The 19,619-nt window shown below is 63.5% G+C and carries 20 protein-coding genes; 8 read left to right on the forward strand and 12 right to left on the reverse strand.

The window, feature by feature from the left end; translation table 11 throughout:
- Nucleotides 1–297: 297 nt before the first annotated feature.
- A complete protein-coding gene (locus CKW13_RS13910) occupies nucleotides 298–1,377 on the reverse strand; it encodes a fatty acid desaturase (protein WP_095109199.1) in 1,080 nt (359 codons plus the stop codon).
- A 100-nt stretch (nucleotides 1,378–1,477) separates the two neighbouring features.
- On the opposite strand from CKW13_RS13910, the gene CKW13_RS13915 reads away from it, so the two are divergent.
- Complete coding sequence (locus tag CKW13_RS13915; RefSeq protein ID WP_095109200.1) at nucleotides 1,478–2,482, forward strand: AraC family transcriptional regulator; 1,005 nt, start codon at nucleotides 1,478–1,480, stop codon at nucleotides 2,480–2,482.
- 132 nt (nucleotides 2,483–2,614) lie between these two features.
- On the opposite strand, the gene CKW13_RS13920 is transcribed toward CKW13_RS13915, so the two are convergent.
- A complete protein-coding gene (locus CKW13_RS13920; RefSeq protein ID WP_095109201.1) occupies nucleotides 2,615–3,307 on the reverse strand; it encodes a Crp/Fnr family transcriptional regulator in 693 nt (230 codons plus the stop codon).
- An 86-nt stretch (nucleotides 3,308–3,393) separates the two neighbouring features.
- Between CKW13_RS13920 and CKW13_RS13925 the strand changes: the two genes are divergently transcribed.
- Complete coding sequence (locus CKW13_RS13925) at nucleotides 3,394–3,894, forward strand: DUF962 domain-containing protein (protein ID WP_095109202.1); 501 nt, start codon at nucleotides 3,394–3,396, stop codon at nucleotides 3,892–3,894.
- Nucleotides 3,895–4,104: 210 nt separating this feature from the next.
- Here CKW13_RS13925 and CKW13_RS13930 read toward each other — a convergent pair whose 3' ends face one another.
- The 6 genes from CKW13_RS13930 to CKW13_RS13955 form a co-directional block, all read right to left on the reverse strand.
- Nucleotides 4,105–5,085 (reverse strand): sulfate/molybdate ABC transporter ATP-binding protein, encoded by a 981-nt coding sequence (locus CKW13_RS13930; RefSeq protein ID WP_095109203.1) that lies wholly within the window; start codon nucleotides 5,083–5,085, stop codon nucleotides 4,105–4,107.
- A 3-nt stretch (nucleotides 5,086–5,088) separates the two neighbouring features.
- Entirely contained in the window at nucleotides 5,089–5,955 is an 867-nt protein-coding gene (gene cysW / locus CKW13_RS13935) for a sulfate ABC transporter permease subunit CysW (protein WP_095109204.1), read from the reverse strand.
- Between the two features lie 12 nt (nucleotides 5,956–5,967).
- The gene (gene cysT / locus CKW13_RS13940; protein WP_095109205.1) at nucleotides 5,968–6,786 is read right to left on the reverse strand and encodes a sulfate ABC transporter permease subunit CysT; all 819 of its coding nucleotides are present in this window, start codon (nucleotides 6,784–6,786) and stop codon (nucleotides 5,968–5,970) included.
- A gap of 101 nt (nucleotides 6,787–6,887) precedes the next feature.
- Complete coding sequence (locus tag CKW13_RS13945) at nucleotides 6,888–7,898, reverse strand: sulfate ABC transporter substrate-binding protein (RefSeq protein ID WP_095109206.1); 1,011 nt, start codon at nucleotides 7,896–7,898, stop codon at nucleotides 6,888–6,890.
- 135 nt (nucleotides 7,899–8,033) lie between these two features.
- Nucleotides 8,034–8,216, reverse strand: a complete 183-nt coding sequence (gene oscA / locus CKW13_RS13950) for a sulfur starvation response protein OscA (protein WP_020293745.1) — start codon at nucleotides 8,214–8,216, stop codon at nucleotides 8,034–8,036.
- 282 nt (nucleotides 8,217–8,498) lie between these two features.
- The gene (locus CKW13_RS13955; RefSeq protein ID WP_095109207.1) at nucleotides 8,499–10,394 is read right to left on the reverse strand and encodes an FTR1 family protein; all 1,896 of its coding nucleotides are present in this window, start codon (nucleotides 10,392–10,394) and stop codon (nucleotides 8,499–8,501) included.
- Nucleotides 10,395–10,879: 485 nt separating this feature from the next.
- Between CKW13_RS13955 and CKW13_RS13960 the strand changes: the two genes are divergently transcribed.
- The 4 genes from CKW13_RS13960 to CKW13_RS13975 are packed head-to-tail and all read left to right on the forward strand — an operon-like array spanning nucleotide 10,880 to nucleotide 14,025.
- Nucleotides 10,880–12,277 carry a COG3014 family protein gene (locus tag CKW13_RS13960; protein ID WP_095109208.1) on the forward strand — a complete coding sequence of 466 codons (1,398 nt, stop codon included), beginning with the start codon at nucleotides 10,880–10,882 and terminating at the stop codon, nucleotides 12,275–12,277.
- 13 nt (nucleotides 12,278–12,290) lie between these two features.
- Nucleotides 12,291–12,659 (forward strand): YcfL family protein, encoded by a 369-nt coding sequence (locus tag CKW13_RS13965; RefSeq protein WP_095109209.1) that lies wholly within the window; start codon nucleotides 12,291–12,293, stop codon nucleotides 12,657–12,659.
- 34 nt (nucleotides 12,660–12,693) lie between these two features.
- A complete protein-coding gene (gene lpoB, locus CKW13_RS13970) occupies nucleotides 12,694–13,281 on the forward strand; it encodes a penicillin-binding protein activator LpoB (RefSeq protein WP_095109210.1) in 588 nt (195 codons plus the stop codon).
- A 3-nt stretch (nucleotides 13,282–13,284) separates the two neighbouring features.
- Nucleotides 13,285–14,025, forward strand: coding sequence for a penicillin-binding protein activator LpoB (locus tag CKW13_RS13975; protein WP_095109211.1), 741 nt, complete (start codon nucleotides 13,285–13,287; stop codon nucleotides 14,023–14,025).
- A 42-nt stretch (nucleotides 14,026–14,067) separates the two neighbouring features.
- Here CKW13_RS13975 and CKW13_RS13980 read toward each other — a convergent pair whose 3' ends face one another.
- The 3 genes from CKW13_RS13980 to CKW13_RS13990 all read right to left on the reverse strand — a co-directional run bounded on the left by CKW13_RS13980 (nucleotide 14,068) and on the right by CKW13_RS13990 (nucleotide 17,284).
- Nucleotides 14,068–14,700 carry a LysE family transporter gene (locus tag CKW13_RS13980; protein ID WP_095109212.1) on the reverse strand — a complete coding sequence of 211 codons (633 nt, stop codon included), beginning with the start codon at nucleotides 14,698–14,700 and terminating at the stop codon, nucleotides 14,068–14,070.
- A gap of 92 nt (nucleotides 14,701–14,792) precedes the next feature.
- Complete coding sequence (locus CKW13_RS13985; protein ID WP_095109213.1) at nucleotides 14,793–15,374, reverse strand: mechanosensitive ion channel family protein; 582 nt, start codon at nucleotides 15,372–15,374, stop codon at nucleotides 14,793–14,795.
- Entirely contained in the window at nucleotides 15,374–17,284 is a 1,911-nt protein-coding gene (locus CKW13_RS13990; RefSeq protein WP_095109214.1) for an ATP-binding cassette domain-containing protein, read from the reverse strand. Before CKW13_RS13990 ends, CKW13_RS13985 begins: the two co-directional genes overlap by 1 nt.
- 50 nt (nucleotides 17,285–17,334) lie before the next feature.
- On the opposite strand from CKW13_RS13990, the gene CKW13_RS13995 reads away from it, so the two are divergent.
- Nucleotides 17,335–17,799: a TIGR02444 family protein gene (locus CKW13_RS13995; RefSeq protein ID WP_095109215.1), complete on the forward strand. Its 465-nt coding sequence runs from the start codon at nucleotides 17,335–17,337 to the stop codon at nucleotides 17,797–17,799.
- On the opposite strand, the gene CKW13_RS14000 is transcribed toward CKW13_RS13995, so the two are convergent.
- Nucleotides 17,796–18,722 (reverse strand): AlgP family protein, encoded by a 927-nt coding sequence (locus tag CKW13_RS14000; protein WP_095109216.1) that lies wholly within the window; start codon nucleotides 18,720–18,722, stop codon nucleotides 17,796–17,798. The genes CKW13_RS13995 and CKW13_RS14000 overlap by 4 nt on opposite strands.
- Before the next feature lie 192 nt (nucleotides 18,723–18,914).
- Here CKW13_RS14000 and CKW13_RS14005 point away from each other — a divergent pair, with 192 nt between their 5' ends.
- Nucleotides 18,915–19,577, forward strand: coding sequence for an FKBP-type peptidyl-prolyl cis-trans isomerase (locus CKW13_RS14005; RefSeq protein WP_095109217.1), 663 nt, complete (start codon nucleotides 18,915–18,917; stop codon nucleotides 19,575–19,577).
- Nucleotides 19,578–19,619: the final 42 nt, after the last annotated feature.

Below are 19,619 nucleotides of genomic sequence, written 5' to 3' on the forward strand. Positions count from 1 at the left end.
GGGGGCTAAAAGAATGACCCGGGCATTGGCCGGGATGGGATCTGACGGCTATTTTTCTGGCGGGCGTAGGAGGGCTCTGGTTTTTGCCAGGGCCCTCCAAGGAACTACGGCTTTTGCTCAGAATCACATCCCACACCCTCCACGGACGGCACCGCCAATGGCAAGCGCAACCCCTCCACCCCGGCACCACCCGCAAGACCTGGTGAAATGGCTCGCGGCCCTGCAATTGAGCTTGCGCGATGCCCCCCCTGTAGTCAGCGGGCTCGCCCGCGCTCGGCGGCAAAGCCGTCCGCCTTCCTAAGGGTTGCTGCGCAACCCCGCGCGGGCGAGCCCGCTGGCTACCGGAGGGGCCTGCAAGCGGTTGGCCCGTGCGAACGTGCCCAGGTCATTGAAACGCACGCCCATCTCGGCCATCACCTTGTGGGCCACGGGCACCGTCAACTGGCGGATGTAGAAGGGTTCCTTGACCACGAAATGGTGAATGCCGTGGCTGCTGCCGAAGTTGAAGCAGAACGCCTGCAACGGCCACAGCCACCAGGGGTTGAGGACTTGGGTCTGCTGGATCACGTTGCCCGGCTCCACGTCGCCGTAGTAGTGCATGTTGGAGCTGACAAAGTGCAGGCAAAAGGTGCGCAGCACGTTGGGGCCGACCAGCACCACCACGGCGATATCCACCCCCTGCATCACCGCCAGGGTGGTCGCCGACCATTCGATAGGCGCACCCAGCAACGCGGCCACGCCATTGGCGCCGTGAAAGCCGAGGAACACGTACCAAGTGCCCCAGTTCAGCAGCGCCAGCGGCGCGTAGACCTTGAGCGTGCGCATGAAGATGCTGCGCTTTTGCGCCCAGGTCTTGGCCCGCAGCATGCGGATCAGCGAGGACATCATGTTGTCGCCAACCATCAGCAGCCGCGCCAGGCCCCAGGGTTCGCCGTTGGTGATGGCGCGCTCCTCCATGTCGGCCTCGCTGCCCGAGACCTTGTGGTGGTTGAGGTGCAGGTGGCGGCGGATCCACGGGTTGATGGTGCTCGGGCGCGCCAGCCAGACCAGCGCCAGCATCAGGTTGTGGGGCACGCGTTGCTTGCGAAAGTACATGCTGTGGATCAGGTCGTGTTCCAGCTCATGGGTCAAGGAGGCGAAAAAGGCGTTGAGCAGCAGGCACACCCACCACGCCATGTGGCCCGTGATGTAGAGCGCCGCCGAGCCGATCATCCCGGCCAGGGCAAAGGCCAGGATGGCCGCGCCCAAGGCGTCCTGGTGGTTGAGAACCGGGTAGCGTTGGCGCAGTTCCATGCCTTTGGCCAGCACCACTTCGCGTATGTGCGCTGCTCGTTGTTGTGCATTCTGGCGCTCGGGGCTTGCGCTATTGGCGTGCATGCTTCCATCCTCTGGTCATTGACGCTCCCATCCTGCCCCGGCGCCGCGCCAGGCAGAGTAGCCGTGAACGCCAACCTGTTGACCCCAGGCGCCAACCATCATGATCGAACCCACCATCCTCGCCAGTTGGACCCGCGCCCTGCGCAAGCAGCTCGACGCCCTTGACCTGGACAGCACGGCCCTGTGCCGCGAGGCGGGCCTGGACCCGCAATGGATGGACGACCCCAACGCCCGCTACCCGGTTACCGGCACCACGCGCCTGTGGGCGTTGGCGGTGCAAGCCAGCGGCGACCCGGCCCTGGGCCTGCGGGTATCGCGGTTCGTCAGCCCGACCACCTTCCATGCCCTGGGCTATGCGCTGGTGGCCAGCGGCAGCCTGCGGGAAGTGTTCGAGCGCATCGTGCGTTATCACACAGTGGTCAGCGATGCCCTGGAGCTGGAGCTGAGCCGCACCCCCGACCGCTATTGCTTTCACTTGCGCCAACCCAGCGACCGTACCGCGCCGGCACCAGAAGCCATCGACGCCTTTGCCGCGATCTACGTGCGCACCTGCCGTAATCGCCTGGGCCGCGACTACGCGCCCCTGGCGGTGTACCTGCGCCGCGCCGCCCCAGCCGACCCCGAGCCCTGGCACCGGGTGTTCCGCGCCCCGGTGTTCTTTGGCGCCGAGGAAGATCGCCTGGAGTTCGCCCACCAGGATTTCGACAGCCACCTGGACGACGCCAACCCGGAACTGGCCGAACACAACGAAACCGTGCTCAAGCGCACCCTCGCCCAACTGCGCCCGCTGACCTGGGAGCGCAAAGTGCGCGCCGCCATCGAAGCACGCCTGCCCGAAGGCGAACCCTCGGCCGAAAGCATCGCCCAGGCCATGCACCTGAGCCTGCGCAGCCTGCAACGCCACCTGGCGGACGAGGGCTGCCGCTTCGACAACCTACTCAACGAATGCCGGGAAAATGCCGCCCTGCTGCACCTGCGCGACCCGCAGTGCTCGCTGAGCGAAATCAGCTACCTGCTCGGGTTTGCCGACACCAGCAGCTTCAGCCGCGCCTTCAAACGCTGGACCGGCATGACCCCGGGGCAGTTTCGCGATGGGTTGCGCTGAGCACCTGCGCGCGATAGCGGTACATCAGCACCCCTTCAGTGCCTGACAGATTGCAATCGGGGGCAGAGCCCGCTCCCACAGTTGAACAGTGATGTGGGTGGGATTTTCATTTTCCTTCTGTGGGCCCGCTTGCTACACGGCGGGGCTTGCCGCGGCGCGCAGGCGGGCGAGGTCCAGCACTTCGATTGCGCCGTAGTTGAGCCGCACGATGCCCTGGCTCTGCAAGTCGTTGAGCAACTGGTTGGTGGTCTGGCGCGACAGCGACAGCATCAGCGCCAACTGCTCCTGGGGCAGTTGCAAGGCGCGCAGCGGTGGTTCGGTCTGGCCGTAGCCTTCGGCGATCAACAGCAAACGGTGGGCGACCCGGGCGGCGGCGGGCATCAGGCTGCGCTGTTCAAGGCTGATGAAGGTCAGGCGCAGCTTCTGGCTCATCAACAAGGCCAGCGCCCGCCAGTGCTGGGGCTGTTCCTCCAGCAGGGCATGCAGGGTCGCCTGGGGCACATGCAGCAGGATGCAGTGGCCCACGCCGTAGGCGTCGTGGGTGCGCGGGCGGCCATCGAACACACCGATCTCGCCGAACCACTGCGGCGCTTCCACCAGGGCCAGCAGCGCCTCCTTGCCCTCCTCACTGACTCCGCCCACGCGCACCGCGCCTTCGAGCACCGCGTACAGCCCGCACGGCGGGTCGCCGCGCTGGAACAGCCGCTGCCCCGGCGCCAGGCGCCGCACCCGGGCGCGGGTCAGCAGGCTATCCTGAAAAGGCGCAGGCACTCGACTGAACCACTGCCCCTGAGACAGACATTGACTCCACGCCCGCATATCCATGAAAACCCCGTCTTGATTGTCGCCTGGCCGACAGAGCCAGGATGAGCCGCAGGGCATGATCCAGCGCCCTACAGGAGGAAACAACAATGAAAAGCCTCGTCGACCACCTCAGTCAATACGCCGCCTACCACCGCGACCGGCGCAATATCGCCAGCCACTTCATCGGCATCCCGCTGATCGTGGTCGCCGTGGCGGTCCTGCTGTCACGCCCGCAATGGCCGCTGGCCGGGCTCTGGCTGTCACCAGCGGTACTGCTGGCCCTGGCGTCGGCGGGGTTCTACCTGCGCCTGGAAATACGGCTTGGCGTACTGATGAGCCTGCTCTTGGGCCTATCCGTTTGGCTAGGCCACGCCATGGCGCAACAGAGCACCGGGGTATGGCTGGGCAGTGGCGTGGGGTTATTTGTGATCGGCTGGGCGATCCAGTTTGTCGGCCATTACTACGAAGGCCGCAAACCGGCGTTCGTCGATGACGTCACTGGGCTGATTGTCGGCCCGCTGTTCGTGGTGGCGGAGCTGGCCTTCCTGCTGGGCCTGCGCCACGACCTCCAGCGCGCCATCGAAGAACGCGCCGGGCCGGTCAAGTAGGCGCGGACACAAGCGCTGGGGGAGCAACTGTCTTACCCCTGCCACTCAGGCCGCCATCGCGAGCAGGCTCGCTCCCACAGAGGGAAAATCAAAACCCCACCCACACCACAGTTCAACTGTGGAAGCGGGCCTTGCCCGCGATGGCGGCGGTACATCCCACCTCTTCGCTGCCTGAGGCAGCGCCTTGCGGGCAAGCCCGCGCCCAACGGCCTAGGCCTTTTGCCAGACCTTGGGCTTGAAGAACAGCGTCTCGCCCCGCGTCAAACCGGTGAGGCTGTCGTGGTCCTTGACCACTTCGGCTTCGATCAGCTCGCTCTGGCCTTCGACCTTGAGGGTCACCCGGGTGGTGGCGCCGAGGGGGCGGATGTCGCGCACTTGCGCGGCGTGGTGGTCTTCCAGTTCATGGCGCGACAGCGACACTTCGTGGGGGCGGAACAGCAGGTGTTGGTCTTCGCCCAGGTGCAAGCGGTTGGAGTCGCCGAGGAAGTGGTAGACGAAGTCGCTGGCCGGGTTTTCGTAGACCTCGCCCGGCGAGCCGATCTGCTCGATCACGCCCTTGTTCATCACCACGATGCGGTCGGCCACTTCCATGGCTTCTTCCTGGTCGTGGGTGACGAACACCGAAGTCAGGTTGATGTCTTCGTGCAGGCGCGCCAGCCAGCGGCGCAGCTCCTTGCGCACCTTGGCGTCGAGGGCGCCGAAGGGCTCGTCCAGCAGCAGCACCTTGGGCTCCACCGCCAGGGCGCGGGCCAGGGCGATCCGCTGGCGCTGGCCACCGGAAAGCTGCTCGGGGTAGCGGTCGCTGAGCCAATCCAGTTGCACCATGTTCAGCAGCTCATGGACCTTGACCGCGATCTGGCTTTCGCTCGGGCGCTGGTTTTTCGGTTTCATGCGCAGGCCGAAGGCGACGTTGTCGAACACGGTCATGTGGCGGAACAAGGCGTAATGCTGGAACACGAAGCCGACGTTGCGATCGCGCACGTCATGGCCCGAGACGTCTTCACCGTGGAACACGATGCTGCCCTCGTCCGGGGTTTCGAGGCCCGCGATGATGCGCAGCAAGGTGGTTTTGCCGCAGCCGGAGGGGCCGAGCAAGGCCACCAGTTCGCCGCTGTTGATATCCAGGTTGATGCTGTTGAGCGCCTTGAAGGCGTTGAAGTTCTTGCTGACGTTACGGACTTCGATCGACATGGGTTATTCCTCAGCCGCACCGGCGCGCAGGCGGTTAATACGGTTCTCGCTCCACTGCTTGAGCAGCAGGATGAAGAGCGCCAGGATCAGCAGCAGACTCGCCACCGCAAACGCGGCGACGTGGTTGTATTCGTTGTAGAGAATCTCGACATGCAGCGGCAGGGTGTTGGTCACGCCGCGGATGTGCCCGGACACCACCGACACCGCGCCGAACTCGCCCATGGCCCGCGCGGTACACAGCACCACGCCGTAGATCAGGCCCCATTTGATGTTCGGCACGGTGACATGCCAGAACATCTGCCAGCCGTTGGCGCCCAACAGGCGCGCCGCCTCTTCTTCCTGGGTGCCCTGCTCCTGCATCAGCGGGATCAGTTCACGGGCCACGAACGGCACGGTAACGAAGATGGTTGCCAGCACGATGCCCGGCAGCGCGAAGACGATCTGGATGTCGTGGTCCGACAGCCACGGGCCGAAAAAGCCCTGGGCGCCGAACATCAGCACGTAGACCAGGCCCGCGATCACCGGCGACACCGAGAACGGCAGGTCGATCAGGGTCACCAGCATGCTCTTGCCACGGAACGAGTATTTGCTCACGCACCACGCGGCGCTGACGCCGAACACCAGGTTCAGCGGCACCGAGATCAGCACCGCGATCACCGTCAGCTTGAGGGCCGACAAGGCATCCGGCTCAAAGATCGCGGCAAAGAACGCCCCCAGGCCCAGTTTCAGGCCCTGGGACACCACGATAAACAGCGGCAGCAGCAGGAACAGGGCAAAAATCAGCCAGCCGAGGCCGATCAGCACCCGGCGCGAACCGGCGCTGCCCCGGCGGGCGGCGTTGGTGGAGGCAGCAATAGACGATTGGGACATGTGTGCGCCTCCTTAAGGTCGTTCGATGCGCCGCTGCAGCAAGTTGATGAGCAGCAGCAGGACGAAGGAAACCACCAGCATCAGCACGCCGATGGAGGTGGCGCCGGTGTAGTCGTATTGGTCGAGCTTGACCATGATGAGCAGCGGCAAAATCTCGGTTTTCATCGGCATGTTGCCGGCGATGAAAATCACCGAGCCGTACTCGCCCACGCCACGGGCAAACGCCAGGGCGAACCCGGTCAGCCAGGCCGGTAACAGCGCGGGCACGAGGATGTGGCGGAACACCTGCCACGGCTTGGCGCCCAGGCACGCAGCGGCTTCTTCGACTTCGCGGGGGATGTCGGCCAGCACCGGTTGCACCGTGCGCACCACGAACGGCAGGGTGACGAAGGTCAGCGCCAGGGTGATGCCCAGGGGCGTGTAGGCGATTTTAAAACCCAGGTCAGTGGCGAACTGCCCCACCAGGCCGCTGGGCGCGTAGAGCGCGGTCAGGGCGATGCCGGCAACGGCGGTGGGCAGGGCGAACGGCAGGTCGATCATCGCGTCGATGACCTTGCGCCCGGGGAAGGTGTAGCGCACCAGCACCCAGGCCAGCAGCGTACCGATGATGCCGTTGATGATCGCGGCGTACAGCGCCGTACCGAAACTCAGCTTGAGCGCCGCAATGACCCGCGGCGCAGAAATGATGGCCCAGAACTGATCCCAGGTGAGTTGGGCGGCATGGACGAACATCGCCGCCAGCGGAATAAGCACAATCAGGCTGAGGTACACCAAGGTGTAGCCCAGCGTCAGCCCGAAGCCGGGTATGACGGGGGAGATACGACGCGACATAAAAGTCCTTGGTTAGCGGGTAGATGCAACGCTAGGAGCGGGGCTATGCGCAGGCTCGGATATCAGCCCCCGCATAGCCCCGCTCCTAGCGGTTGCCTGGCTTACTGCGCGGTGTAGATCTGGTCGAACACACCACCGTCGTTGAAGAATTTCGGTTGGGCAGTCTTCCAGCCGCCGAAGTCTTTGTCGATAGTCACCAGGTCCAGTTTCGGGAATTGCTGGGCGTACTTGGCGGCCACTGCGGCGTCACGCGGGCGGTAGAAGTTCTTCGCCGCGATTTCCTGGCCGGCCGGGCTGTACAGGTGCTTGAGGTAGGCCTCGGCGATTTGCGCGTTGCCCTTTTTCTCGGCGTTCTTGTCCACCACCGCCACGGGCGGCTCGGCGAGGATCGACAGCGACGGCACGACGATGTCGAACTTGTCGGCGCCGCCGTCTTCCTTGAGGGCCAGGAAGGCTTCGTTTTCCCAGGCCAGCAGTACGTCGCCCTGGCCGTTGTTGACGAAGGTGATGGTCGAGCCGCGAGCGCCGGTGTCCAGCACCGGCACGTGCTTGAACAGCTCCTTGACGTATTCCTGCGCCTTGGCTTCGCTACCGCCGGCCTTCAGGCCATAGGCCCAGGCCGCGAGGAAGTTCCAGCGCGCACCGCCGCTGGTTTTCGGGTTCGGGGTGATGACTTCCACGCCGTTCTTGACCAAATCGCCCCAGTCCTTGATGCCTTTGGGGTTGCCCTTGCGCACCAGGAACACGATGGTCGAGGTGTACGGCGTGCTCGCTTCGGGCAGGCGTTTTTGCCAGTCCAGCGGCAGGCTCTTGCCCAATTTGGCGACTTCGTCGATGTCACCGGCCAGGGCCAGGGTCACCACGTCGGCGCGCAGGCCATCGATCACGGCGCGGCCCTGCTTGCCCGAGCCACCGTGGGACTGCTGGATTTTCACGTTGTCGCCGGCGTGGTCCTGCTGCCAGAACTTGATGAACTCGGCGTTGTATTCCTGATACAGCTCGCGGGTCGGGTCGTAGGAGACGTTGAGCAGCTCGTAATCCTTGGCCACTGCAGAACCAGCAAAAACGGCACTGGCCAGGGCGGCCAACGCGTAACGGCGAATCGACGACATAGTGAAGCTCCTGAAATTTTTTAGTGTTGGCTGTTCTTATGGCGCTTCAGGCCCGCATTCGTGCTTGAACGCTGGTGTAGCTGCTGGCTGGGGTCATGGGCGTGCCCTGCGGTGGTCCGGTTGGCGTGCGGCAGTTCAGCTCGGCTTGGTGCCGGGGTTCTGCAAACGGAATTTCTCTTTGCGTTCGATCTGGACCACTTGCGCGTTGTGCACGGTGATTTCCACTGCGCCAAAGCGCAGGTCGCGCAGGGCGCTTTGGATCTCGCGCAAAATGGCTGCTTCGTCCTGGCCGTCAACGCTACGTAGAGATGCGCTCATGGTGCTGCTCCTGAATGAGATGTGCCCGGCAGTGGCGGCACTGCGTGTGGCTTGGAGCAGATAGTAGTGAGCCGCAGATATTCTTAAAAATACTATTTAAGAATTTTTATATAACTGGAACGCATTACCTGATGGCACAAGGCTTTGCGCCGGGAATGAGGGCGATCTGGCTGCGAAATCCCTTCTTGTGGGAGCAAGCCTGTGTATGGGCTTGCCCGCGATGAGGCTGGAACACCTGCCGCCATCGCGAGCAGGCTCGCTCCCACAAGGGGTTAGGGTGGCCTACACCTGCACCCGCCGTTTGTCCGCCACGCGGCTGCGGCTGTAGAGCACGACGATGGCGATGATGGCCACGGCCTGTGCGCTCAGGGAGTAAGCGTCGGCGTGGATGCCCAGCCAGTCGAAGTCAAAGAACGCCACCGGGCGGGTGCCGAAGATCCCCGCTTCTTGCAGGGCTTTGACGCCATGGCCGGCGAACACCACCGACAACGCACACAACAGCGCCGCGTTGATGCCGAAGAACAGCGCCAGCGGCAGTTTCGCCGAACCGCGCAGGATCACCCAGGCCAGGCCGATCAACAGCACCAGGGCCGTGGCGCCGCCGGCGATGACTGCGTCATGGCCCGCGGGGCCGGCCTGCAGCCACAGGGTTTCGTAGAACAGGATCACCTCGAACAGTTCGCGGTACACCGAGAAGAACGCCAGGATCGCAAAGCCGAAACGCCCGCCTCCGCCCACCAGGCTGCTTTTGATGTAGTCCTGCCAGGCCGCTGCGTGGCGGCGGTCGTGCATCCACACGCCGAGCCACAGCACCATGACGCTGGCAAACAGCGCCGTGCAGCCTTCGAGCAATTCGCGTTGGGCGCCGCTGACGTCGATCACATAGGCGGCCAGCGCCCAGGTCGCCAGGCCCGCCAGCAAGGCCAAGCCCCAGCCGATGTTGACGCTGCGCACCGCCGATTGCTGGCCGGTGTTGCGCAGGAAGGCGAGGATCGCCGCCAGTACCAGAATCGCTTCGAGGCCTTCGCGCAGCAGGATCAGCAACCCGGAGATGTAGCTCAGCGACCAGCTCAAGCCGTCGCTGCCCAGCAACCCGGCCGACTCGGTGAGCTTGGCCTTGGCCGCGCCCAGGCGCTGTTCGACCTGCTCCAGCGGCAAGCCGTCCTGCAACGCCTGCCGGTAGGCCATCAGGGATTTCTCGGTGTCTTTGCGCACGTTAGCGTTGACGTTATCCAGGGAGCTTTCCACCAGCTCGAACCCTTCCAGGTACGCCGCCACCGAAAGGTCGTAGGCCTGCTCGTGGTCGCCGGCGCGGTAGGCCGTCAGGCTTTTGTCCAGGGTCGCGGCGGTGTAGTCGAGCAACTGCCCGGGGCCGCGCTTGACCTGCGGCGGCTGCGCGCGCTGGGCACGGAAGGTGGCGGCCGCGGCCGGGCCTTGGGCGGCCAGCACTTCAGCGGGAGTCTGGCGCGCCAGGTCGGCGAGGTTGAAGGCCTCGGCGCTTTTGGCCTGGGCCGGGTCGCTGCTGAAACCGGCGATGTAGGTGGCCAGGTCCCAACGTTGGCGCTCATCCAATTGGTCGGCGAAGGACGGCATGTCGGTGCCCTCCACGCCCAGGCCAAGGGTGCTGAAGATGCCGTAGAGGCTCAGGCGATCAAGCCGCGCCGCGTCCCGCAGGTTGGCGGGCGGCGGGGTCAGGCCCACGCCCGCCGGGCCATCGCCGACGCCGCTGGCGCCGTGGCACACCGAGCAATGCTGGGCGTAGAGCGGCGCGCCACGCGTGGGGTCGGGGGTGATGATCGGCGCCTGGCTGACTTCATAGGCCGCCGCCAGTTGCGCGCCCAGTTGCCGTGCCTGGCGGGCCACGGCGCTGCCGTCCTCGCGGGCAACCACGGCGGCCTTGAGGCGGGCGATGCCTTGTTCCAGCTCGGTTTTTTGCGCCTTGGCCGGCAGCTCGGCGACCGCGCCTTGCAGCACGCCGAGGAATTCCACTTGCTCGCGGTACTCAGACTCGTCGATCACCTGGCCCGCCTCCACCGTGGCTGGGTAATCGGCGCCGATGTAGTCGAGCAAATGCAGCGCCTGGGGCGCACCTTCGACGGTATCGGCCAGCAGGTGCGGGCTGCTGGCGATCAGGATCGGCAGCACCAGCCAGCCCAGGGCGCGGGAAAAGGCAGTCATGAATGATTCTCACCTGGAAACAATAAGTAACATATTGTTCACTTCGATAAGGGTTTGCTCAAGGGGTTCGTGGGACCAGGGACCTAAACCCGTGAGGAATCAGGCAAGTGGCGACCGGCGGAAGACTTCGATAAGGGTTTGCTCAAGAGGTTCGTGGGACCAAGGACCTAAACCAGTGAGGAATCAGGCAAGTGGCGACCGGCGGGAGACTTCGATAAGGGTTTGCTCAAGGGGTTCATGGCGCTAAGGGCATGAACCGGGAGGAAATCGGGCGAGTGGCGCCAAACATGAATGATGGCACCACGTCTCAAAACGGAATTAAAAAGCCATTACATGGCCATCTTCGGCCCTTATAATGCGCCGCCCTCGTTATCGCGACCGGGCATTTAAGCTCCTCTTTTTATGAGGAATTGGCCTTACGCCAATTGGTTCCTCCAGCCCGACCAGCACACTCGGCTGTCTACGTTCAGGGAAGAAGTAACTCGATGGCATCCCGCGCCCTTACCGTGCTCGCGCTCAGCGCAGCGACCCTGCTGGCCGGTTGTTCGGCCTTTCGCAGCTACGACTCCGAACTCCAGGAAACCAACCAGCACTTGACCCGCGGCAATGTCGAGGCGGCGTTGACCCTGCTGGAGAAGAACAACAGCGGCGAAAACAAAGACCTGCTGTATTACTTCGAGAAGGGCGAACTGCTGCGCGCCAAGGGCGACCTGAGCGGTAGCCAGGCCGCTTGGGGCAGCGCCGATAAAGTGGTCGGCGCCTGGGAAGATGCGGTCAAGTTCGACACCGAGAAGTACGTGGCCCAATTCGGCAGTTTCCTGGTCAACGACAAGGTGCGTCGCTACGAAGGCTACGACTACGAAAAAGTCATGCTGACCACGCAGATGGCCCTGAACCTGCTGGCCGTCAACGACTTCGACGGCGCGCGCACCGAGATCAAGAAAACCCACGAACGCGAAGCGGTGATCGCCGAGCTGCGCGACAAGGAATACCTCAAGCGCGAAGACGAGGCCGAGCAGCAAGGAATCAAGACCGAGTACAAGGATTTGCAAGGCTACCCGGTGACCAGCCTCGACGCGCCGGACGTGGTCAGCCTGAAAAACAGCTACCAGAGTGCCTTCAGCCATTACCTGGCCGGTTTCGTCTACGAAGCCCTGGGCGAGCGTGACCTCGCCGCACCGGGCTACCGCAAGGCCGCCGAGCTACGCCCCAACACGCCGCTGCTGGAAAAAGCCCTGCTGAACCTCGACAAACCGGCCAGCAAGGCCCAGGACAGCGACATCCTGATCGTGGTGCAAAGCGGCCTGGCGCCGGCCCGCGACTCGATCCGCATTCCCCTGCCCCTGCCCATCAGCGGCAACCTGGTGATTACCCCGCTGTCGTTCCCGATCATCAAGCCCGACACCTCGACCGCCGCGTTCAGCCAGATCGGCATCGACAACCAGCAACACGACCTGACCGCGCTCAACAGCACCACCGCCATGTCGCGCCGCGCCCTGCGCGATGACATGCCGGGGATCATCCTGCGTACCAGCGTGCGGGCCATCAGCCGTGGCGTGGCGCAAAAGCAGCTGAACGACAGCAGCCCGTTGGCCGGCCTGGCGATGGGTATTGCCTCGGCCGTGATGGAAGGCGCCGACACCCGCACCTGGCGCACCCTGCCGGACAACACCCAGGTCGTGCGCCTGCGCATGGCCAAGGGCGAGCACCACCTGACCCTGCCCAACGCCCTGGGCGGGGCGGTGGTCAAGGTGAAGGTCGAGCAACCCTACCAAGTGATCGCCGTGCGCGTGGTCGGCAACCAGGCCTTCGCCAGTGGCGTCGATGCTCAGGTAGTGCCCAACAGCAGCGCCGCAGCCGTCGCCAGCCTCAAACAACCTTAAGCAGAGAGTCGCCATGCGTTTGAAAGTCCTCGCCGTCGTCGCCCTGGCCTTGCTGGCCGGGTGCGCCACCCCGCCGCCGGAACCCGGTAGCGCGGCCAGCAAAGTCGTGTCCATGGGCAAGCTGAAAAACATCGTGGTCGGCGCTATGCGCGTGGCCCGTGAAAACGGCTTCCTCACAGTCAACGTGCAGTTGAGTAACACCAGCTACAACAACAAAACCATGTACTACCGCTTCGCCTGGCTCGGCCCCGAAGGCTTCCCGGTGGGCGAAGAGGAAACCTGGAAAAGCCTGACCCTGTACGGCACCCAGACCAGTTTCCTGCCGGCCATTGCGCCGACACCCAAAGCCGTGGATTTCCGCCTGGAAATCAAAACGCCTTAAGCCCCCCAACGACCCGTTTCTAGAGAGCTCTCCCATGTTTGCACGCATTTCGTTTCTCGCCGTCGTCGCCCTGCTGGCCAGCGGCTGCGCCAATAATTCGCCCGTACTGGGCGGCAAGAACATCGGCTACGGCGACACCAAGGCTGTGGAGCTGGTGACCAACGAGTTCGGTTCCACCGACCTGCAAATGATCGCCGAAACCATGACCCGTTCCCTGGCGCAGTCCGGCATCCTGCAAGGTCGCCCGGTGGTGCAGGTCTACGATGTGAAGAACAAGACCAGCGAGTACATCGATACCCGCGAGATCACCACCTCGATCAAAACCCAACTGATGAAGTCCGGCACCGCCCGCTTCGCCAGCGACAACACCGCGATGCAGAACCAGGTCGACCAGCTCAAGCTGCAAAACCAGAGCGGCCTGTACAAGAAAAACACCGTGGCCAAGACCGGCAACATGATCGCCGCCAAATACCGTCTTGAAGGCTCGATCAGCTCGATCGTCAAGCGCAGCAGCGACTACAAAGACGTGTTCTACAAATTCAGCCTGCAATTGATCGACGTCGAAAGCGGCCTGGCTGAATGGATGGACGAAAAAGAGATCCGCAAGACCACGGAGCGCTAAGCAATGCGTGCATGGATTGGCATCATCAGCCTGGCGTGCGCCTTTGCCGCCCAGGCCGCACCGAAAGTCGCCGTGACCGACCTGGCCTACCAGGAACGGGTGGAGCAATACATCCACATCGTTTCTGCTGCCAGCCAGTCCCAGGCTGGCCTGTACAACGCCAGCGGTTCGTCGAGCTACAACGAGTTCGAGAGCAGCACCAGCTACATCGAGCAAACCGAGTTGCGCAAATTCAGCGGTGACATCAAGGGCGAGATCCTCAAGTCCGGCATGTTCCAGTTGATCCAGGGCACGCCGTACACCGCCAAGTCGCGCGAGGACGTGTACGACGTCATCAAGCGGATCAAGGCCGGCAACTTCAAGGGCGCGGACTACGTGCTGTTCGGCACCCTGTCGGACATCGACTTCACCCGCGATATCACCGCCCTGGACAACACCGACAGCTACTCGGCGATCCTGGGCCTGAGCCTGGTGGCGGATTTCAGCCTGATAAACACCAAGACCTACGAAATCACCTCGGCCTTTACCGCCATGGGTGAAGGCCAGGACACCAAACTGGTGAAGAGCCGCGACGTTCGGGTCTCGCTGAACCGCCCACGGGTGGTGCGCGACGTGTCCAAGGCCCTGGGCGAGGACGTGGCGAATCAGTTGAAGGAACAGCTGATCGGCGCCGACTACGGCCAACCTGAGCAAGCCCCGCGCAACAACCTGCCCCGTGACACGGCGCCGGTGATTTTGCGCTGAACCGCTCTTGGCCAGCCCGCTCCCACAAAGGATTTTGGGGGGCTAGACCGGAGCCCGGCGCAAGGTGGCCATGAAGGCTGCCGCGCCGATGAACAAGCCGGCGAAGGTGCGGTTCATGCGCTTTTGCTGCTTGGGTGTGCGCAACAGGCGCAGCACCTTGGAAGCCAACCCGGTGTAACCGGCCATCACGATCAAATCGACCACCACCATGGTCACGCCCAGGGTCAGGTACTGCGCCACCAACGGTGCGTGCGGGTTGATGAACTGCGGCAGCACCGCAAGCATGAACACCAGAGCCTTGGGGTTGCTGATGTTCACCAAAAAGCCACGGAACACCAGGGCCAGGGGTTTGCCGATGGGGCGGATGCTGGCGTCGTCGCTTATCTCGCTGGGTAGCGCGCGCCATTGCTTGACGGCCAGGAATACCAGGTAAGCCACGCCGAACCACTTGATGGCATAGAACGCCGTCGAAGAAGCGGCGAGCACCGCGCCCACTCCGGCGGCGACAATCGCGATCTGCAACGCCAGGCCCAGTTGCAGGCCCAGGGCATTCCAATAGCCGCGCCAAAAACCGTACTGCAACCCGCAGGACATCGACGCAATGGCACCCGCGCCAGGGGAAAGGCTAATCACCCAGCACGCGGCGAAGAACGCCAGCCATGTTTCAAGCACCATCACACACCTCGGCTAAGACTTGTTACAGCCGTCTAAGCTAATGCGCCGCTGGGCGAATGACTATCGATATTTTTGCGTGCAACAAGGAAGGGCTAGCGGTCGCCCAGGCCCAAAGGCAGGCCATCGCTGCCGCGCCAGCGGCGCACCGAGCGCTGGAAGAACAGGCTGTTGGGCACTTGCACCATGGCGCTACCGGTGCCGAGCTCTTCGGCTTCGATCAGCGTGGTGTAGAGCAGGTTAATGGCCACCACCCGGCCCTTGACCCCAGGTTTGTCGGTGGTGTCCACCAACTCCACCACATCGCCCAGGCGAAACGGCCCGACGGTGAAGATCAAAATCGCGCAGAGCAGGTTGGAGAGCACGCTCCACATGGCGAAGAACGCCACCGCCGCCACGGCCACGAAGCCGGACAACGCCGTCCAGAGCACCGTCGCCGATACCCCGAGGCGTTCAAGCACGAAAATCAGCGCGCTGCCCATAATCAGCCAGCGCAAGCCGCCACGCAGGGGCAAGAGCAATTGCGGCGGAAACGGGTAGCGCTCACCCAAGCGCGTCAGGCCCTTGGCGACGAACCGCTGGGCCAGGTAGCCGGCCAACAGGATCAGAAGGATTTGCAGCCCAAGCCACAGCGGCTCGGTCCATACCGACGACAACGGCCACTTGAACGCTTCCATCAGGACAGCGCCTCCAGCTCCGCTTGCAGGCTTTCCAGCAGCTCCAGCGCCTCCATCCAGGTTTCCTCCAGCTCGGCTTCGCGCACCTTGAGCTTGGCCTGTTCGGCCAGCAGGTCACGCAACTCGTCCTTGCGCGCCGCTTCGTACACCGCGCTGTCGCCGAGGCTGGTTTCGATCTTGGCGAGTTTTTCGTGGACCTTGCCCAACTCAGCTTCGAGCTTGTCGGCTTCGCGCTTGTGCGGCGCCAACTGCTGGCGCAACGCGGCGGCGGCCTGGCGCTGGGCCTTCTTGTCGGTTTTGTCCGGGTTGACCGGGCTGGTGCTGACCGGCGCATTGCGCAAGCGATAGTCGTTGAGCCAACGCGCGTAGTCTTCCAGGTCGCCGTCGAACGCCTGGACCTTGCCATCGGCCACCAGCAGGAATTCGTCGGTAGTGCTTTTGAGCAAGTGCCGATCGTGGGAAACCACCAGTACCGCGCCGCTGAATTCCTGCAGGGCCATCGTCAGCGCCAGGCGCATTTCCAGGTCCAAGTGGTTGGTCGGTTCGTCGAGCAACAACAGGTTCGGCCGGCCCCAGGCGATCAGGGCCAATGCCAGGCGCGCCTTTTCGCCGCCGGAGAAGTTCAACACCGGCTCGTCGATGCGTGCGCCACGGAAGTCAAAACCGCCGAGGAAATCGCGCAGGGTCTGCTCACGCTCGGTCGGCGCCAGGCGCTGCAAATGCAAAAGCGGGCTGGCTTTGGCGTCCAGCGAGTCCAACTGATGCTGGGCGAAATAGCCCACCACCAGGTTCTCACCGCGGACCAGGCGACCGGCCAGCGGCTCGAGTTCACCGCAAAGATTTTTAATCAGGGTCGATTTACCCGCGCCGTTGGGGCCGAGCAAACCGATGCGCGCGCCCGGGGTCAGTTGCAACTTGACCTTTTCCAGCACGGTTTTGTCGCCGTAGCCCAGGCGAGCGTCGGACAGGTCCAGCAAAGGGCTGGAGATTTTCAGCGACTCGCGGAAGACGAAATCGAACGGCGAGTCCACGTGGGCGGCGGACAGTTCTTCCATCCGCTCCAGCGCCTTGATCCGGCTCTGGGCCTGGCGGGCCTTGGTGGCCTGGGCCTTGAAGCGGGCGATGTAGCTTTCCATGTGCGCCCGTTGCGCCTGCTGCTTCTCAAAGGCCTGCTGTTGCTGGGCCAAGCGTTCGGCACGGGCCCGCTCGAAGGCGCTGTAGCCACCGCGATACAGGGTGATCTTGCGCTGTTCGACGTGGGCGATGTTATCGACCACGGCATCGAGGAAGTCGCGGTCATGGGAAATCAGCAGCAAGGTGCCGGGGTAGCTTTTGAGGAAGTCTTCCAGCCACAGGATCGCATCGAGGTCCAAGTGGTTGGTGGGCTCATCGAGCAACAGCAGGTCCGAGGGGCACATCAGCGCCTGGGCCAGGTTCAGGCGCATGCGCCAGCCCCCGGAGAACGCCGCCACCGGGCGGTCCATCTGCTCGTTGGTGAAGCCCAGGCCGGCGAGCATCTTGCGGGCGCGGGCGTCGGCGGTGTAGCCGTCGGCGCTGTCGAGCTCCGAGTGCAGGCGCGCCTGGGCGGCGCCGTCCTGGGCCAGTTCGGCTTCGGCCAACTCGCGTTGCACCTGGCGCAGACGCAGGTCGCCATCGAGCACGTAGTCGATCGCAATGCGGTCGAGGGTGTCGATCTCCTGGCGCATGTGCGCAATGCGCCAGTCGGCGGGCATCAGGCAATCGCCGGAATCAGGGGCCAATTCGCCCAGCAACAGGGCAAACAACGTGGATTTACCGGCGCCGTTGGCACCGATCAAGCCGGCTTTGTGACCGGCGTGCAGGGTCAGCTCGGCGTCTTCTAGCAGACGTTGCGGGCCGCGCTGTAATGTTAGGCTTTGAAGTCGAATCATAATGGCGGCGGAGTCTACCAGCTTCGCTCGCAACTGGCGCGAGTCTGAATATGCCCTCTGATCTATGGAATACGGCCCTGGCCCTCTACGCCCGGCCCGGAGTCGAAAGCGCCTGCCTGCAACTGCAAGCCGCGGGTGGCAACGTCTGCTTGCTGCTGTGCGCTTGCTGGCTGGAGCAACGAGGCACCGCCTACACCGCGCAACGCCTGCGCCTGTTAAAGGAGTTGGCTGACCCCTGGCACGAAAAGGTCATCCAGCCGCTACGACAATTGCGCACGCAATGGCGCGAACCGGCGCACACAGACGCACACCTATCGGCGTTGCGCGAGCAGGTCAAAAACCTGGAACTGGAAGCCGAACGGCAATTATTGATACGGCTGGAAAATGCTGCGCAGGGTTGGCCACACGCTCAAAGCAGTGACTCGACGCAGTGGCTGGAAGGTTTGGCGGCGGGTGCCGCCAACCTGAACCGCGACGCGCTCAATCAATTGCGCGTCGCGGTGACCGGCGCTTAGGAAGCGCTGGTCGGCGTGGTGGCGGCTGGCGTAGCGGGAGTGGTTGGAGCGGTGGCGGCTGGCGCTGCAGTGACAGGCTTGGCGGCAGCAGGCGTTGCCGGTTTGGCCGCAGGCTTGGTGGCTGCCGGTTTTTTCACCGCAGGTTTGGCAGCAGGTTTTGCCACAGGCTTGGCAGCCGGTTTGGCGGCTCTGGAAGCAGCGGGCTTAGCGGCCGGTTTGGCCACAGGCTTGGCGGCTCCAGGTTTTACCGCAGCAGACTTGGCCACAGGTTTAGCCGCTGCCGCCTTGGTCGCGGGCTTGGCAGCTACCGTTCTGGCAGCAGGTTTTGCGGCGGGTTTGGCCGCGATGGTTTTAGCGGCGGGTTTGGCAGCACCAGCGGCGGGCTTTTTCACCGCAGGTTTGCTGGCGGCTTTAACCGCAGGCTTGGCCGTGGCTTTGGTCGCTGGCTTGGCGGCGGCTTTCGATACAGTCGGCTTCGCGGCGGGTTTCTTTGCCGCAGAAGCGACAGCAGCAGGCTTCGCCGAACGCAAGGTCAGTGCCTTGCCCACGGCCTCTTTCACGCGGCCAACACCCTGGGCCAATTTCAGGCTTTCCTGGGCATCGCGCTTGAGCTGAAGAATGTAGGTGCGGGTTTCGGCCTGGCGATCCTTGAGGGCATCGAGCAGGTCTTCGAGTTCTTTCACCGCGCCTTTGGCTTTGGCTTGCGCCTTGGCCTTGCCGGTCGCCGCAGCGTCCTGCAATTTGATGCGCGATTTGTGCAGTTTTTCCTGAGCCTTGCCCCGTTGCTTTTCCAGCTTGGCGAGCAGTTTTTCAGCATCAGCCAAGGCTTGCGAACAAGCGTTTTCCAAATGTTCGAGCAGGCTGCCCGAAAGCTGTTGGAGCAAATGCAACGGAGTATTTACAGGCTTCTTCTTGGCCGACATGGTTTACCTCCTGGCTGACGTGGGTGCGGCTCATACTAGACCTCTGCTGCTACCGCCGCTAGGGCATGTTGACAGTATCCAAAGCGCTGCGTTGCAACCGATGGAAAATGTTCTTCGCCCTGGCGCAAGTTGCCCCGACACTCACCGTTTCAGGCTGGCATAATCGGCCCCCTATCCGGTCGGAGCACAGTCATGTCGCGTGTTTTTTTTCTATCGTTATGCCTGTGTTTGGGGTTGGCCCATGCGGGCGAAAAAACGCCGGCCAATGACCGTCACGACCTGGCCTACAGCCTGGGCGCCAGCCTCGGCGAACGTCTGCGCCAGGAAGTCCCGGGCCTTGAACTCAAGGCGCTGTTGGACGGTTTGCAACAGGCCTACCAAGGTAAGCCGCTGGCACTCAAGGACGAACGTATCGAGCAGATACTCGCCGAGCACGAAGCCCGCACCAACGAACAGTCGGCCAGGCCGCAAAGTGAAATCGCGCTCCAGGCACAGCAACGCTTTCTTGCCCAAGAACGCGCCAAGCCGGACGTTCGCGAATTGGCGGGCGGCATTCTGCTGACCGAACTCAAGGCTGGTAACGGCCCCCAGCCGAGCGCCGAAGGCAGCGTGCAGGTTCGCTATGTGGGGCGACTTCCCGATGGCTCCGTCTTCGACCAGAACGCTCAACCGCAGTGGTTCCGACTCGACAGTGTTATCAGCGGCTGGCGCAGCGCCTTGCCCCAGATGCAGGTGGGCGCGACTTGGCGCTTGGTGATTCCAGCCGACCAGGCCTATGGCGCGGAAGGTGCCGGCGACTTGATCGCTCCCTTTACACCCCTGGTGTTCGAAATCGAATTGGTGAACGTGCGCTGAACGGCGGCACAAATGAAAAACGGCACGCCAAGCGCACCGTTT

Source organism: Pseudomonas sp. Irchel 3E20, from assembly GCF_900187645.1.
Classification (GTDB): Bacteria; Pseudomonadota; Gammaproteobacteria; order Pseudomonadales; family Pseudomonadaceae; genus Aquipseudomonas.